Below are 15,740 nucleotides of genomic sequence, written 5' to 3' on the forward strand. Positions count from 1 at the left end.
AAGATTTCCTACGTGATGCGTGTAGGCCATCAGCCTTTGCACCCTTCCTGTGTGCAGCAAGGCAACCTCCAGATAAAAAGATGATCCGCAGGTGACGTTTAACGACTTGCCAAAAGAATATTGGCCTGGCACGCCGGCTGTCCGCAGGATGGGACGGTGCCCGGAAGAGTTTTAAAGGAATGGGTTTTGACAAAGCGTAGACAGGTAGCAATTGTTGGTTGTTCTTTCCGTTTTCCCGGCTCCACCACGAGCAGCTTCTGGCAGAACTTGATGGCCGGGCGGGACCTGGTTACCCAGGTCGACGCCTCGCGCTGGGATCATTCCGAGTTCCTGCACCCGGACAAAGCCAACCCGGCCACCAGTTATACCTTTGCAGCCGGCACCCTGGGCGACGTTAGCGCGTTCGATGCGGGCTTCTTCAATATCTCCCCACGCGAAGCGGCAGTGATGGACCCGCAGCAGCGAATGCTGCTGGAAATGTGCTGGGAAACCTTCGAGAACGCCGGGGTCAAGCCGTCCAGTCTGCGCGGCAGCAACTGCGGTGTGTACCTGGGAATCGCCGCCGTTGAGCAGGCGTATCGCCTGGTGGAAGACATGGCGTCGATCGATGCCGCCACCGCCACCGGCAATACCATGAGCATCGCGGCCAACCGCCTCTCGTTCTTCTACGACCTGCGCGGCCCGAGCATGGCCATCGATACCGCCTGTTCGTCTTCGCTGGTTGCCTTTCACCAGGCCTGCCAGGCCATTATCAGCGGTGATATCGACCAGGCCGTGACCGGTGGTATCAGCCTGCACATGCACCCGTTCGGCTTCATGATTTTCGCCAAGGCCTCGATGCTGTCGCGCACCGGGCGTTGCCACTCCTTCGATGAGAGCGGTGACGGTTACGCACGCTCCGAAGGCGGTGGCCTGTTCCTGCTCAAGGACTACGACCAGGCCGTAGCCGACGGCAACCCGATCCTGGCCGTGGTCGCCGCCAGTGCGGTCAACACCGATGGTCGCAAGTCGAGCCTGACCTTGCCTAATGCCGATGCCCAGGCCGCCCTGCTGAAAAGCGCCTACGCCAAGGCCGGTATCGATCCGTCGCAGCTGGATTACCTGGAAGCGCACGGCACCGGCACCGCAGTCGGAGACCCGGTCGAAACCCGCGCCATCGGGGAGGCCCTGGGCCAGGCCCGTGGGGCTGGCAATCCGCTGCCAATCGGCTCGGTCAAGAGCAACCTGGGCCATCTGGAAGCCGCCTCCGGCGTTGCCGGCCTGATGAAGGCCCTCAACTGCCTGATCGAACGCAAAGTGCCGGCCACCATCGGCATCGAGGAGCTCAACCCGAACATCGCGTTTGCCGACCTCAACCTCAAGGTCGTGACCGAAACCCACACCCTCAAGCCTGAAGGGCAGTTGACCGTCGGTATCAACTCCTTCGGCTTCGGCGGTGCCAACGCGCATGTCATTTTGCAAAGCCCGACGCCGCACACTACCGCTGCCGCGCCAACCGGCGCACGGCGACTGCCGCTGATGCTCAGCGCCAAGGATGGCAACGGCCTGCGGGCCACGGCCGAGCGCTTTGCCGACTACCTGGCCGCGCACCCGCAGGCCAATTATTACGACGTGGCCTACCAGGCCATGTTCCGTCGCGACGCCCACCCGCATCGCTTGCTGCTGATCAGCGCCGATCCGGCAGAAGCCGCCCAGGCGCTGGCCGACTATGCCGACGACCCGAGCCTCAGCGAGCTGAGTTCGGTGCTCGAGGCCGGCCAGGCGCTGGACAAGGTCCAGGGCCCGGTCTTCGTCTATTCCGGTAACGGTTCGCAGTGGCAGGGCATGGGCAGCGCGATGCTCGGCAACCCGCTGTTCGAGGCGGCGGTCGGCGAAGTCGATGCCATTTTCCAGCCGCTGGCGGGCTATTCGCTGCGCGCCGAGCTGCTGGGTGAAAACGGTGAAGATCGCTATGTGCACACCGAGATCGCCCAGCCTGCGTTGTTTGCCCTGCAAGTGGCGGTCACCCGCGTGTTGGCAGCCCAGGGCTTCCACCCGGTGGCAGTGATTGGCCACAGCGTGGGTGAAGTGGCCGCAGCCTGGGCTTGTGGCGCCTTGAGCCTGGAAGATGCCACCCGGGTGATCTTCCACCGCAGCCGCCTGCAGGGCCTGACCCGTGGCAACGGCCAAATGACCGCCGTGGGGCTGTCGGGCGAAGCCACTGCAGCAGTGCTGGTCGAGCTGGGCCTGGACGGGCAGTTGGTGGTCGCAGGCGAAAACAGTGCCCGTGGTGCCACGGTCGCCGGTAGCGTCGAGGCGTTGAGCGTGCTTGAGGAGGCACTCGCCGAACGGCAGGTGTTCGCGCGCCGCCTGGGCCTGGACTATGCCTTCCACTCTCCGGCGATGAATCCGATCGAGCAGCAGGTCATTGCTGACCTTGCGCACATCCAGCCGCGCAGTGGCGATATTCCGTTCTACTCGACGGTCGTCGGCAGCGCGCTGGACGGCGAGCGCCTGGACAGCCGCTACTGGTGGCAGAACATCCGCTTCCCGGTGTTGTTCCAGGGCGCGATGGATGCGTTGGTGGGACAGGGCTTCAACCTGTTCGTCGAAGTCGGCCCGCACCCGATCCTGCGCTCCTACGTCACCGACGCCCTGGCCCAGTGCGAGCTGCCGGGTCAGGTCATCGCTACCTTGCTGCGCAAGGACAACAGCCCGGCATTGCTGGAGCGTTGCGTGGCCAAGCTGCTGATCGCCGGTGCCGAGCCGGACTGGCAGGCGTATTTCCCGGTGGCCGGCAACAACCTGCGCCTGCCGAACTACGCCTGGCAGCGTGACAGCTTCCAGCTGCCGGTCAGCGCCGAATCCTTCGGTGTACTGCAACGCGAGCGCGTGCACCCGCTGCTTGGCTACCCGCTCACCGACCGTGCCCTGGCCTGGGAGAACCGTCTGGACACCCAGCTGTTCCCGACCCTGGGCGATCACAAGGTGGGTGAGTCGGTACTGTTCCCGGGCGCCGGCTTCACCGAGCTGGCCTTGGCCGTTGCCTTGCTGCACCAGCCGGGTGAGTTCGTCGACATCGAAGAGTTGGAGATTCACAACCCGCTGCTGCTCGGCAGCGAGGGCAGCAAGAAAATCCGCGTCAACGTCGAAGAGGCCGACGGCACCCTGCGGGTTACCTCACGTACCCTGGCCCAGCGCGAAGAGTGGGTGCAGCACGTAGTGGCGCGCCTGCCGGGTGAAGCCCGTGGTGTGCTGCTCGGTGGTCGTGCGCCAGCACTGCCGCAGCGCCCGGCGGATTTCACGGCTGAGCAGCACCTGGCACTGACCTGCGCGGTCGGCCTGAACTATGGCCCGGCCTACCAGGCGGTATCCGCCGTCTGGGTAGAGCCTGCCCGGGTGTTGGCGCAGCTGAGCGTGCCCGACGCCATCGCCGACGAACTGGCCACGCTGCACCTGCACCCGGCCTTGCTCGACGGTGCCTTCCAGTTGATCACTGAACTGCTGGTCAGCCAGCCGGGCAGCAACAAGGGCCTGGCGTTCATTCCGGTCAAGTTCGGTCGCATCGCCTTTGCCAAGGCTGGTGGTGTGCCGTGCCTGGCCGAGGTGGTCCAGCTCAAGCGCACCGAGCATTCCTTGCTGGTGGACTTCACCTTGTTCGACGCAGCCGGCGATGCCGTGTTGTTCATCAAGGATGCGCGCTTTCGTGGCGTGCGCCTGCAACGTGACCGTTCTGGCGACATCAAGCGCATGGCCCATGTCGGTGTCGCAGCGCCTGGTCAGGCCGTTCCGGTGTTGCGTGACGCCATGGCCGGCACGCCACTGGTTGCTCATCTGCAGGGGCTGGCCGATGAAGCCGTGCAGGCGCGGTACCTCAACGAAGTCGAGCCGTTGCTCGAAGCCCTGTGTTCCAGTTTTGTCCTCGACCTGATCGAGCAGGCCGGCGGCCAGTTGAGTGCCGAGCAGGTTGCCCTGTGGTCGCAGCACGAAGGCGTGCCGGGTGACTACCTGGCTACCTTGCTGCGCCACGGCCTGGACGACGGCAGCCTGAGCTGCGATGCCGGTGGCACCTGGCAGATCGTCGAGGCGGGCGAGCGTCCTGCCTCCGAGGAAATCTGGCAGGAGCTGTTCAAGAGCTATCCGGAACACTTCCAGATCATTCATTCGGTCGGCCGTATCGGTCGCCATTTGCTGGCCTTGCTGGACGGTCGTCAGACCCTCGAACAATTGCTGCCGCGTGAAACCAGCGGCGCCAACCTGGCACGCCTGGTGCTGGGCGCAACGGGGCAGCAACGCCTGCTCGCCGGGGTGCGCGAAACCCTGGCCCAGCGCCTGGCCGCATTGCCGGCCGGGCAGCGACTGCGGGTGCTGGAGCTTGGCTTCGGTGGCCCGTCCTTTATCGAGACGCTGTACGCCGGTATCGACTTTGATCGCGTCGATTACAGCTACTGCGTGCAAGAGCCGGAGCTGGCGCAGATGCTGCGCGACGATTGCCCGGCGCTGGACATCATCGGCTTTGATCAACTGGTGGATGCCCGTGGGTTCGACTGGGTGCTGATGCCGACTGACCTGGCGGCACTGGACAGCATTGGGGATGCCCTGCGCCAGGCCGCGAGCCGCCTTGACCCGCACGGCCAGTTGGCCTTGCTGGCGCAACACCCGGCACGCTGGGCCGACTTCGTCTTCGGTGCCCAGGCCGACTGGTGGCTGGCCGGCCCGCAACAAGCGCTGTCGCGGCAGCAGCGGCCATCGTTCTGGCTGCATGAGCTGCAGCGCCATGGCCTGATCCCGACCCATACCCTTGAAGCCTTGCCAGGCAATGCCTGTGGCAGCTACCTGCTGCTGGCCGAAAAAGCGTCCAACAGTGCTGCGCCTGCTGCCGAGATTGCCGTGCAGCGCTGGGCCTTGCTGGCCGAGGCCGGGCAGGGCGCCGCTGAACAGCTGGCCCAGGCCCTGCGTGGGCAAGGCCAGCAGGTCAGCCTGCTGGTGCCGGGCGATGCCCTGGCGCTGGGGCAGCAACTCGCCGCGCTTGGGCAAGCACCGGAGCAGGTCGTGCACCTGGCCGGGTTCGATGCCAACCTGGGCCTCGATGGCCAGGGCTTGCGCTGCATGCAAGCGGCTGCACTGGTACAGGCATGCGAGTCGCTGGGTATGGCGCCGCAATGCTGGCTGTTGACCCGTGGTGCGGCCACTCACCTGTACGCCGGCGACAACGCCGCCAACGTCGATGCCATCGCCGATGCCGCCTTCTGGGGCTTTGGCCGCACCTTGGCGAACGAGTCGGCCAGCTGCAAAGTCCGCCTGCTCGACCTGGCCTTCGATGCCCCGATCGACAGCCTGCTGCCGGCGCTGCTGCAGGCCGACGCCGAGACCGAGGTTGCGATCACCGCCGATGGCCAGCGCTATGTGCCGCGTTTGCGCGTACTGCGCGATCAGGCCCAGGCAGTGGGCGACAGCGACAAACGCATCAGCCTGGGCTTCGATCTGCCGGGCCAGCTGCGCAACCTGCGCTGGGAAGTGCGCGAGCCGCGCCTGCCTGCGCCGGACGAGCTGGACATTGCCGTACGCGCCACCGGCCTGAACTTCCGCGATGTCATGTTCGCCCTTGGCCTGCTGTCGGATGAAGCCATCGAGAATGGCTTCTCCGGGCCGACCCTGGGGTTTGAATTCTCCGGTGTGGTCCAGGGCAAGGGTGCCGATGTACTCGGCGATTTCGCTCCGGGCGACCGCGTGGTGGGCTTCGGGCCGTGCAGCTTTGCCAACCGCCTGGTGACCAACGCCAACGCCGTGGCGCGCATTCCAGATGGCATGTCGTTCGAAGCGGCGGCAACCATTCCAAGCACCTTCTTCACCGTTTACTACGCCCTGTATTACCTGGCGCGCCTGGAGCCGGGCGAGAAGGTGTTGATCCACGGCGCCGCGGGCGGTGTGGGCATCGCTGCGATCCAGATCGCCAAGTGGTGTGGCGCAGAAATCTACGCCACCGCAGGCAGCGACGAGAAGCGCGACTTCCTGCGCCTGCTGGGTGTCGACAAGGTGTTCGACTCGCGCTCGCTGGCTTATGCCGACGAAGTGCTAGCAATAACCGGCGGACGCGGCGTCGACGTGGTGCTCAACTCCCTGGCGGGCGAGGCGATCAACCGCAACCTGCGGGTGCTCAAGCCGTTTGGCCGGTTCCTGGAGCTGGGCAAGCGCGACTTCTACCAGAACACGCGAATTGGCCTGCGCCCGTTCCGCAACAACATCAGCTACTTCGGCATTGATGCCGACCAGTTGATGAGCGAGCGCCCGGACCTGACCCGGCGCCTGTTCGCGCAGATGATGGAACTGTTCGAGCAGGGCATCCTGCACCCGTTGCCGTTCCGCGAGTTCGATGCCAACCAGGTGGTCGAGGCCTTCCGCTACATGCAGCAGGCGCGGCAGATCGGCAAGATCGTGGTCACCTACGGCAACCCGATCGAGCAACTGGTGGAGACCCGCCAGCAGCCGGTGGAGCAGCTGCAACTCAGTGGCGATGCCACCTACCTGGTCACCGGCGGCCTGGGCGGCTTCGGCCTGCGCACGGCGCAGTGGCTGGTGGACAAAGGCGCGCGGCACCTGGTGTTGCTGGGCCGCCGTGGCCCGGCCAGTGCCGAGGCCCAGCCCGCCCTGGCGGCATGGCAGGCCCAGGGCATCGATGTACAGGCCCTGGCCTGCGATATCACCGATGCACAGCAGCTGCGTGGCGTATTCGAGCGCATCAACGCAAGCGCCTATCCATTGCGCGGCCTGGTGCACGCCGCCACGGTGATCGACGACAGCCTGATCCGCAATCTTGATGCCGAGCAGTTGCAGCGCGTGCTGGAACCCAAGGCCAAGGGTGCTCAATACCTGCACGAATTGACTCGTGAACTGGCGTTGGACTTCTTCGTGATGTTCTCGTCGGCCACCACCTTGTTCGGCAATCCGGGCCAGGCCAACTACGTAGCGGCCAACCATTGGCTCGAGGCTCTCGCCCGCCATCGCCGCAGCCTGGGGCTGGCGGCGACCGCCGTGCTTTGGGGTGCCATCGACGACGTGGGCTTTCTGGCCCGCAACGAACAGATCAAGGATGCCCTGCAAAGCCGTATGGGCGGTGCAGCACTGCGGGCTGACGTGGCGCTGGCGCACCTGGAGCAGATGCTGCTCAAGGGTGACGACGGTATCGGTGTGCTGGAGCTGGAATGGAAGGCCTTGTCGCGCTTCTTGCCGAGTGCGGCGACACCGCGCTTTATCGAACTGGTCCGTGCCCACGGCGGCGAACAGGACGATGACAACGACGCCGAAGACATTCAGCGCATGCTCGCCGAGCTTGACGACGAACAACTGCTGGAGCGTTTCGTCGAGCTGCTCAAGCACGAAGTCTGCGAAATTTTGCGCCTGCCGGCAGCGCGCCTGGACACCCAGCGCCCCTTGCAGGAACTGGGGCTCGACTCGCTGATGAGTGTCGAGCTGGTCGTCGCGCTGGAAGAGCGTTTTGGCATTCGCCTGCCGGTGATGGAACTCAGCGAAAGCTCCAGCATCGACAAACTCAGCGTGCGCATCCTCGAGCTGCTGCGCGGCGAAGCAGGGGCCAACGAAGCCTCGGCGCCTGCCGCCCTGGCCGAGAACGTGCTGGCTCGTCACGGCAGCGAACTGAGTCGTGAGCAGATCGCTGAACTTAACGCCGAGCTTGCCGATAACACTGCAGTCCCCAACCGTTTGATTGATTGAGTGAAAGTCCGATGACTGCAAAAACGCCCACCGGCCTGGGTGCCGGTATCAAGCAGCGGTTGATCCAGCAAGCGCTGGAACGCCGTCGCAGCGAGGCGGGCGATACGGCCGGCGGCGCGACCCTGGAGCAAGCACAACAGGCCGCGCTGAAGGTGCCCGAGGCGTTCTACCGCTTCGACCAGCACCCCGGCTACCAGCAGTTGCGGGTGATGCAGCAGAGCGCTGCACGCCTGGGCCTGGCCAATCCGTTCTTTCGTATGCACGAGGGCACGGCGGGCGCCGAAACCTGCATCGGCAGCCGCGAATACATCAACTTTGCCAGCTACAACTACCTCGGCTACTCCGGTCACCCGGTGGTGGCCGAGGCGGCCAAGGCTGCGATTGATCGCTATGGCACCTCGGTGTCGGCCAGCCGCCCGGTGTCGGGTGACCGCCCGCTGCACCGTGAGCTGGAGCGTGAGTTGGCCAGCCTGTATGAGGTGGAAGACGCGGTGGTGTTCGTCAGTGGCCACGCCACCAACGTCACCACCATCGGCTACCTGTTCGGCCCGCGTGACCTGGTTCTGCATGATGAGCTGATCCACAACAGCGTGCTGCAGGGTATCCAGTTGTCCGGCGCGCGGCGCTTGAGCTTCGCTCATAACGACTGGCAAGCGCTGGATCGGATCCTGGCCGAGCAGCGCCAGCATTTCGAACGGGTGCTGGTGGTGGTCGAGGGCATCTACAGCATGGACGGCGATTATCCGGACCTGCCGCGTTTCGTCGAGCTCAAGCGCAAACACAAAGTCTTTTTGATGGTCGATGAGGCGCACTCACTGGGCGTGATGGGCGCGACCGGCAAAGGTATTCGCGAGCATTTCGGCCTGGCGGGCGATGACGTCGATATCTGGATGGGGACCTTGAGCAAGGCCCTGGCCAGTTGCGGCGGCTACATTGCCGGCAACACGGCGCTGGTCGAGCACCTTAAGTTTCTAGCCCCGGGGTTCCTGTACAGCGTCGGCATGCCGCCGTCGGTCACCGCGTCGGCGTTGGCGGCGCTCAAGTGCATGGCCCACGACCAAGAGCGGGTGCAGACCATGCAGGCCCGTGGCGAGTTGTTCCTGCGCCTGGCCAAGGCCGCCGGCCTCGACACTGCGACCAGCACCGGGCTTGCAGTGATACCGGTAATCACGGGTAGCTCGTTCAAGGCGGGACGGTTGTCCAGTGCGTTGTTCGAGCGCGGGATCAACGCGCAGCCGATCCTTTATCCGGCAGTACCGGAAAAGGCGGCGCGGGTGCGTTTCTTTGTGTCTTGCGAGCACACCGAAGAGCAGATCATCAGCACCGTGGCCATCGTCGCAGAAGAGATGGCCAGGCTTGCGTGATTCAGGCGGCATCTGAAGGGCAGGCTGCACTGGCCTCATCGCTGGCAAGACCAGCTCCCACAAGTACAGCGCAGACCTCAGGCTTTGCGCGGACCCTGTGGGGGCTTGCTTGCCAGCGATCGGCTGCACGGCGGGCGTAACCCCGGCGGTACCTGAAGGGCAGGCTGCACTGGCCTCATCGCCAGCAAGGCCATCACCCACTAATACACACAGACCTCAAGCTTTGTGCGAACCCTGTGGGAGCTGGCTTGCCAGCGATCAGCTGCACGGCGGGCGTAACCCAGGCGGCACCAGAAGGGCAGGCTGCACTGGCCTCATCGCTGGCAAGACCAGCTCCCACAGATACAGCGCAGACCTCAAGCTTTGTGCGGACCCTGTGGGAGCTGGCTTGCCAGCGATCGGCTGCACGGCGGGCGTAACCCAGGCGGCACCAGAAGGGCAGGCTGCACTGGCCTCATCGCTGGCAAGACCAGCTCCCACAGATACAGCACAGACCTCAAGCTTTGCGCGGACCCTGTGGGGGCTTGCTTGCCAGCGATCGGCTGCACGGCGGGCGTAACCCAGGCGGCACCAGAAGGTCAGGCTGCAGTGGCCTCATCGCTGGCAAGACCAGCTCCCACAGATACAGCACAGACCTCAAGCTTTGCGTGGACCCTGTGGGGGCTTGCTTGCCAGCGATCGGCTGCACGGCGGGCGTAACCCAGGCGGCACCAGAAGGGCAGGCTGCACTGGCCTCATCGCTGGCAAGACCAGCTCCCACAGATACAGCGCAGACCTCAAGCTTTGCGCGGACCCTGTGGGAGCTGGCTTGCCAGCGATCGATACTTCGGGATTTAAAGCCATTCGGCATCCCAATGGGGATAATCACCAATGCCTTGTACCAACCCTGCGCGCAAGGGGTTGGCAACCAGGTAACGTGCAACGGCGCGCGGATCATCTTCTTGACGTAATGCCCGGTCATGGAACCCTTGCTGCCATAACCTTCCTCGTCGTTTACAAGCTTTGTTCACGTCGAGAGTACTTCGCGATTTGACCCTGCGCATGAGGGTTTTCAGCGTCACTTGTCGCAACTCGACCAACCAGTGAAAGTGATCGGGCATGACGACCCATGCCAACGATTTTGCCTCATCCATCTGTTGTGCAACTCGAAAATGATGGGCAATCAGGCGGGCCAGGTGAAAGTCTTCGAAAATGGGCGCTCGGTTTTCAACCACTGTTGTGAGCAGATAAAGCCTGCCTGGTTCTGATACGCGGCCACGGCGTAGGCGATGGGAGCTGGGACGGTCCATGTCGATCTCCTGAAGTTGAAACTTCAAGGTAGATTCAAATGGTCGGACCTGTGGTTTGCTCACTTAACGGGATGTGTAATCACATCGCTGGCAAGCCAGCCACAGGTTTTGTGTGTGTCGGTCAGATATACGGCTTTTCGTAAGCGTTGAGCGCCTCGATAAAACGCCAGTGGCTGCGCTTGTCAAAACCCATCAATCGCTTGAGGCGGATGTCCCAGCGCATGTGATGGTTGGCGATCCAGGGCAGGGCGAACAGGTGTGCGCCGCGCCACGGAATGAACGGATTGCGCCGCAGGCTCGCGTAGATCTCCACCCGATGGCTCGGGCGCAAACTCGGACAGCGGGCATGAAAGCCCGAGGTGTCGGCTACCACCAGCGTATTGGCCGCAACCGAGAAGCGCCGCGGCATCGGCAGGCCGAGTTCGGCCAGTTCATGCTCGTGAATCCGGAACGACCCCTCGCGGTGCATCTGCTCCGGCGAGCGCGCCGCATCCAGGCTCTGGCGGTATTCCCAGGCCAGGCGCTGCGGCGTCAGGCGATGCGAGCCCGGCACATAGCTGAATGGCCCCTGGTCATCTTCCACGTCATCCAGGAACAACCACGCCTTGGCGGTCGGATGGAAGGTATCGGCATGCAGGCGGGTTTGCGGATCCTGCTCGGCATTCACGCCATCGATCACGATCGACTGCAGCTGATAAGTAATGCCGCCGGTGTTGGACGACGCATAGGCGATCAGGTCGCGTACACCGCGGTCGGCCACGAACGCGGCGCTGGCCGGGTGCTTTTCCAGTACATCCTGGTCCAGGCTCACACGGCGTGTCACGGCCTTGCCCTGGCGCATCTCCCAACCGGTGCTGCGCAGGTTGCCAAGCTCGGCGCGTAAGGCGGCGAACTGTTCGGCAGGCAAGGCGTTCTCGCGCACAAAGAAGCCCTGCTCTTCAAAGTGAGCCAGCTCGCCCGCATCCAGCCGTGGCGCCAGCGCCCGACGGCGCATCGCCGCCATGCCCATGGCCAGCTGGCGACGCTGCACGTGCAAGCCCAGGGCATTGAGCCGGGCGCTGCCCAGTACGGGATTGTTCTCGAATGACTTGGCGTGGGTCAGCAGTTGCAGGCAATGCCAGGGCAGCGCCGCATAACGGCCCAGATCCTTCAATGATGCAGGCATGGTCTAATCCTTCAGTGGGGCCGGTGCACGGCCGCAGCCGAGCATGGTCCGGGTGTAATTGAGCAGCGGCAGCAGGCGTGGGTGCTGCGCCAAGTGCTGCGGGCGACGGTTCGACAGGCATGTCAGGGCATGCCAGGCATCGCAGGGCAAAGCGTGCTGGGGGTCGGCATAGCGCGCATAGCGCAACAGGGCGCCGGCTACCAACTCATCCAGGGTCAGGCGCCGGGTGCGGCGCGCGAAGGGCAGGTGGTCGTGGGTCAAGCCCCAACCCGCATAAAAGGGGGTGCCGTAGGTAGCCACGGTCAGGCCACGCAACAGCGCTTCAAAACCAGCAGTGGAACTGAGGGTATGCACTTCATCGATCTGATCGTAGAGGCTGGTGATATCGACGCCGCAAAGCACTTGATCGGCCAACCCGAGCTGGTTGTGGTCAGGTGCAAAGCCGCGACGCTTGCCGGCCTCTACATCCGGGTGGGGCTTGTAGACGATCCAGGCATCCGGAGCGTTAGCCCTCACATGGGCAAGCAGTGACAGGTTATCGCGCAGGCCGTCGGTGCAGTAGCGCAGCGAGGCGTCGTCTTCCACTTGCCCAGGGACCAGGATACGACGCTGGCCCGGGCGGGAGCGGACCTGATTGTCGGCGGCACTGTTGAGGTTGTACTTGCTCACGCGCCGGGCAACGATGCCTTCGCGCAGCCGGGCCGCTTCCCTCAATGTTTCGGTATCGAAGTCTGTATGTTCCAGCAGGTGTTCCAGGTCGCACGGGGCGCTGGTGTCGAAGTGCATACCGCTGCGGTCGAGCACCAGCGACAGCGCCGGCGCGTTCCGTACACCCAGGCCATTGGAGCGCAAAAAGCCATCCTCGACACGCCACACCGGTACGTCGGCAGCGGCGGCACGAGCTTTGAGATCAGCAGGTTCGCGCGCAGCCCAGACCAGTAGCTTGCCTTGCCTGGCGGCGATATCGGTTATCAGTGACGGGTTGTCTTGGGCGAAGGTCAGGCGCCCCAGCGGCTGCTGAAAAACGCCGGATGTTGTGCTGCTTATGGCGCTTGATCCCGAGCACGGTGATATCGCCGGCGAACTCTGCGTCTTGCGCTTTTTTACGTGCCAGTTGCCGGGCTACTGTCAGTGCATCGGTGAGCTGGCCAGTCAGCGGATCGACATAGCGGCAGTAGCGCACGTAGGCCGCCGCCACCAACTGCACCAGGTCAGGCCGTGCCTGGCGCCTGGGGATCGGCATGCGGTCGTCGGTCAGGCCCCAGCCTGCGTAGAACGGCAGCCCGAAACAGGTGACGGGCACCCCCTGGATCAGAGCTTCAAGCCCGGCCTGACTGGTCCCGATGTAGACCCGTCGGGCACGACGGGCCAGCGATGCCCATGACACTGGCCTGGCTTCCAGGGTGACGCCGCGCTGGGTGGCAGCGGCCAATAGGCAACTCGGCTTGTGTCCGCCCACGCAGTCGGGGTGAATACGTACTCGCACATCCGCATCCGGGTTCTCCGCCAGGGCGGCATCGAGCATGCGGACGTAATCGGCCTCGGTCAGGCCGCCGCCGGGAATCGAGTAGTCGCCAGCCGTCTGGTCCACCACTAGCACCAGCGGGCGCTCGCGCCCCAAGGTATCCGTTGGGTCCAGATCCGGGGCGTTGTTGTACTTGCCGATGCCGCTGCTGCGCATCAGCGCAATCAGTTGGGCAGCGCTGTCCAGTTCTGCCGCACTCAATTCCTCAGGCGCCTGGAGGATGTTTTCCAGCAGCGAGGGGCGGTCGGCCAGGTAGTGGATACCGACGGGGTCGACCACCAGCGACATCGGTGTATCGCCTTCGATACCCAGGGACGAAGAGCGCAAAAAACCGTCTTCGATGGCAACGTAAGGCAAGCCCCAGCGCTGGCACAGCACCCGGGCTTGAGCGGAGGAGTCCTTATAGCCGATACCCGCGATAGCCTTCAGGCCCTTGGGCGCTTTTTGCCCGCGTCGCCACAACCAATAGGGGGGGCCTTCAGGGCCGAGAAACTGCGGCAGGTGCAGCACCTTCCAGGCTACCCACTGCGACATCACACCAATCCAGCCGGGGCCTTCCACCAGCGCTTGCAGGTCAATCCTTGGGCCGTTCACAAGGCAGGCTCCGCAAGCCGATGCATGCTGCGCACCGGTGGAAAGGGCACCCAGCGTTTGCGCAATAGATTAAAGCCGTTGTGCAGGTACAGGGCACGGGCCCGGTTGTTGTTCAGCGGCACTTCGAGAAAGACGTCTTTGAACCCTTCTGCGCCAGCGTGTGCACAACAGGCCTGCACCAGTGCAGAACCGATGCCACGGTTTCGGGCCGTCTTGCTTACGCGCAACCCGTACAGCAAAAACGAGTAGCGCCATTCTCGGTATTCACTCAAGCAGAATGCAGCGAATCGGACCCAGCCTAGAACCTTGCCAAATTCCTGGGCGAAGGGCTGCACGCGCAGGGCAAAGGGACCACGCAGATGATGCTTGAACGCCACATAGCCCAGCGCCTTGCCTTCTTCCATGGCCAGCAGGACCCGGTCCCAGTTGATGCAGGTGCCGAGCAGGCGTTGGCGGCAATCGGTGTTGCCCAGCAGGAACGCCAGCGAGCCACGTCCTTCGGTTACCACGCGCTGCAGGGCCGGATCAGCGGTTTGCTCCGGCGCAAGGCTGGACCCCAGCACAATCGTCACCACGATTCAGGCCACGCCTTCAACAGCAGCGTGCGCGCGCTGCTTATGCGCGCAATCGACCAGGCGACTGGACAGCGCTTCGACCCGAATGGGGCTGGGAGAGGTGCCGGGCTGGTGTCGGTTCGACCAGATCAGGTAATCGGTATCGCCGGCCGGTGCACCAATGGCCTGATAAACGTCCGGCAGGATTGGTACATGGTCGCCAAAAAAGCACAGCAGCGCTTGGCGAGGATGCCCAAGCAACGTCTCGCGCAACTGGCCGAGCATGCGGTCGGCATTGGCGATATGGCGCACATAGGGTGCCAGGTCATCCATGCCGGCAAGCAGCGGACGGTCGAACCAGGTAGGCAGTTCGGCGGCTGCGACCTGTTCCAGGTGCAGGGGACCATGGTTCTCCATGGTGATCGCGTGAATGAACAGCGGTTGGGTACGGGCGGGGTCCTGCAGCAACTCGCGGACTTTGTCGGCCACAGCGCAATCGCCAATGAACGGACCGGCCTTCTGCGAGTTGTCGAAACTGCGCACGTCGATGAATTCATCGAAACCCAGCGCCGGCAGCACCTTGTCGCGGCCATAGAAACTGCCGTTGTACGGATGGATGCACACGGTGCGATAACCTTGCGCCTTGAGGTGCGCGGCGATGCTTGGCAAGCCCTGGCGCGCCAGCACCCGGTAGGGGTTGAAGCGATGCACGCCCAGGCGCTCGCTGGCAATGCCGGTCAGGTAGGCGAATTCAGTGCGCACGGTATTGGCACCCCACGCGGCGACCTGCAACTTGCCCCGGGCCAGTGCCTCGCCGGCAAGGCGGTCGTACTCACTCAGCACCTGGGGTTTCACGCCAGGCCACAGGTCGCGCACATCGAAGAACGATTCGCTCTGCACCGACACCAGGTCGGGGAGGGGCGCAGTCGATGGGGTTTTAGCCGGGATGGTGAAGGGCGATCCCAGAGCATTGCGTTCAACTGGCGCACGGGCCGCCCAGTAGTAGCGCCACAGGCTGCTGGCCAAACCGCAGCGCTTCACGTCCGCTTCGGCATCGAAGCTCGGCACCTGGCGACGATGACCAAGTCTCAATAGCAACAGGCCCCCCAGCCCCAGCCATAGGGCCTCGATACGACCTCCCGATACAGGCGTCTCGAACGTCAACCCGGCCCACAGGTAAGCGACAAAACCAAGGGCCAGCAGCACGGCCTTGCCGAAGCCAAAAAACGGCAGGTACAGCCGCGGAAAGCGCACCGCATCGCTGAAGTATTCGAAGTCGGCGCACACAAACGGCTCGCGCAACGAGTGGTACTTGGCGTTGCTGACCATCACGATCAGCAGCCACAGCAGCAATACGTTCACGCCACTGAACAGTGGGCGCGCAGTCAGGCCGTACAACAGCGCAAGGCAGGTGCACCACAGGCCGCCGTGCAGCAGCCAGCAGCTCAGCGGACGACGCAGGTTCGGGCGAGGGATAAGCAAGCGCTCGACCAGCACGGTCAGCAGCAGGCCGATAACGCCGGCCTGCAGGATGGACAA

General features: G+C 64.0%; 8 protein-coding genes. 2 read left to right on the forward strand and 6 right to left on the reverse strand.

The annotated features are described in order from the left end of the window. Window positions 1–186 precede the first annotated feature (186 nt). Both NPS58_RS02670 and NPS58_RS02675 read left to right on the forward strand, forming a co-directional pair. Window positions 187–7,710, forward strand: a complete 7,524-nt coding sequence (locus NPS58_RS02670; RefSeq protein ID WP_274113273.1) for a type I polyketide synthase — start codon at window positions 187–189, stop codon at window positions 7,708–7,710. Between the two features lie 11 nt (window positions 7,711–7,721). Then, a complete protein-coding gene (locus NPS58_RS02675) occupies window positions 7,722–9,074 on the forward strand; it encodes an aminotransferase class I/II-fold pyridoxal phosphate-dependent enzyme (protein WP_274113275.1) in 1,353 nt (450 codons plus the stop codon). Window positions 9,075–9,907: 833 nt separating this feature from the next. On the opposite strand, the gene NPS58_RS02680 is transcribed toward NPS58_RS02675, so the two are convergent. The 6 genes from NPS58_RS02680 to NPS58_RS02705 form a co-directional block, all read right to left on the reverse strand. Further along, window positions 9,908–10,363 (reverse strand): REP-associated tyrosine transposase, encoded by a 456-nt coding sequence (locus tag NPS58_RS02680; RefSeq protein ID WP_274113277.1) that lies wholly within the window; start codon window positions 10,361–10,363, stop codon window positions 9,908–9,910. A gap of 121 nt (window positions 10,364–10,484) precedes the next feature. Beyond that, a complete protein-coding gene (locus tag NPS58_RS02685; protein ID WP_274113279.1) occupies window positions 10,485–11,528 on the reverse strand; it encodes a phytanoyl-CoA dioxygenase family protein in 1,044 nt (347 codons plus the stop codon). 3 nt (window positions 11,529–11,531) lie between these two features. After that, window positions 11,532–12,539, reverse strand: coding sequence for a hypothetical protein (locus tag NPS58_RS02690; protein WP_337994260.1), 1,008 nt, complete (start codon window positions 12,537–12,539; stop codon window positions 11,532–11,534). Next, window positions 12,439–13,647 (reverse strand): capsule biosynthesis protein, encoded by a 1,209-nt coding sequence (locus tag NPS58_RS02695; RefSeq protein ID WP_274113281.1) that lies wholly within the window; start codon window positions 13,645–13,647, stop codon window positions 12,439–12,441. Before NPS58_RS02695 ends, NPS58_RS02690 begins: the two co-directional genes overlap by 101 nt. After that, window positions 13,644–14,222: a GNAT family N-acetyltransferase gene (locus NPS58_RS02700; RefSeq protein WP_274113283.1), complete on the reverse strand. Its 579-nt coding sequence runs from the start codon at window positions 14,220–14,222 to the stop codon at window positions 13,644–13,646. Before NPS58_RS02700 ends, NPS58_RS02695 begins: the two co-directional genes overlap by 4 nt. 3 nt (window positions 14,223–14,225) lie before the next feature. Then, window positions 14,226–15,734: an LTA synthase family protein gene (locus NPS58_RS02705; RefSeq protein ID WP_337994261.1), complete on the reverse strand. Its 1,509-nt coding sequence runs from the start codon at window positions 15,732–15,734 to the stop codon at window positions 14,226–14,228. Between the last annotated feature and the right edge of the window lie 6 nt (window positions 15,735–15,740).

Origin of the sequence: Pseudomonas putida, from assembly GCF_028682455.1 — a bacterium.
GTDB lineage: Bacteria > Pseudomonadota > Gammaproteobacteria > Pseudomonadales > Pseudomonadaceae > Aquipseudomonas > Aquipseudomonas putida_AA.

Excerpts from the sequence above, each read along its gene's own strand:
- NPS58_RS02680 (WP_274113277.1), bottom strand. The coding sequence starts at position 10,363 with ATGGACCGTCCCAGCTCCCATCGCCTACGCCGTGGCCGCGTATCAGAA.
- NPS58_RS02685 (WP_274113279.1), bottom strand. The coding sequence starts at position 11,528 with ATGCCTGCATCATTGAAGGATCTGGGCCGTTATGCGGCGCTGCCCTGG.
- NPS58_RS02675 (WP_274113275.1), top strand. The coding sequence starts at position 7,722 with ATGACTGCAAAAACGCCCACCGGCCTGGGTGCCGGTATCAAGCAGCGG.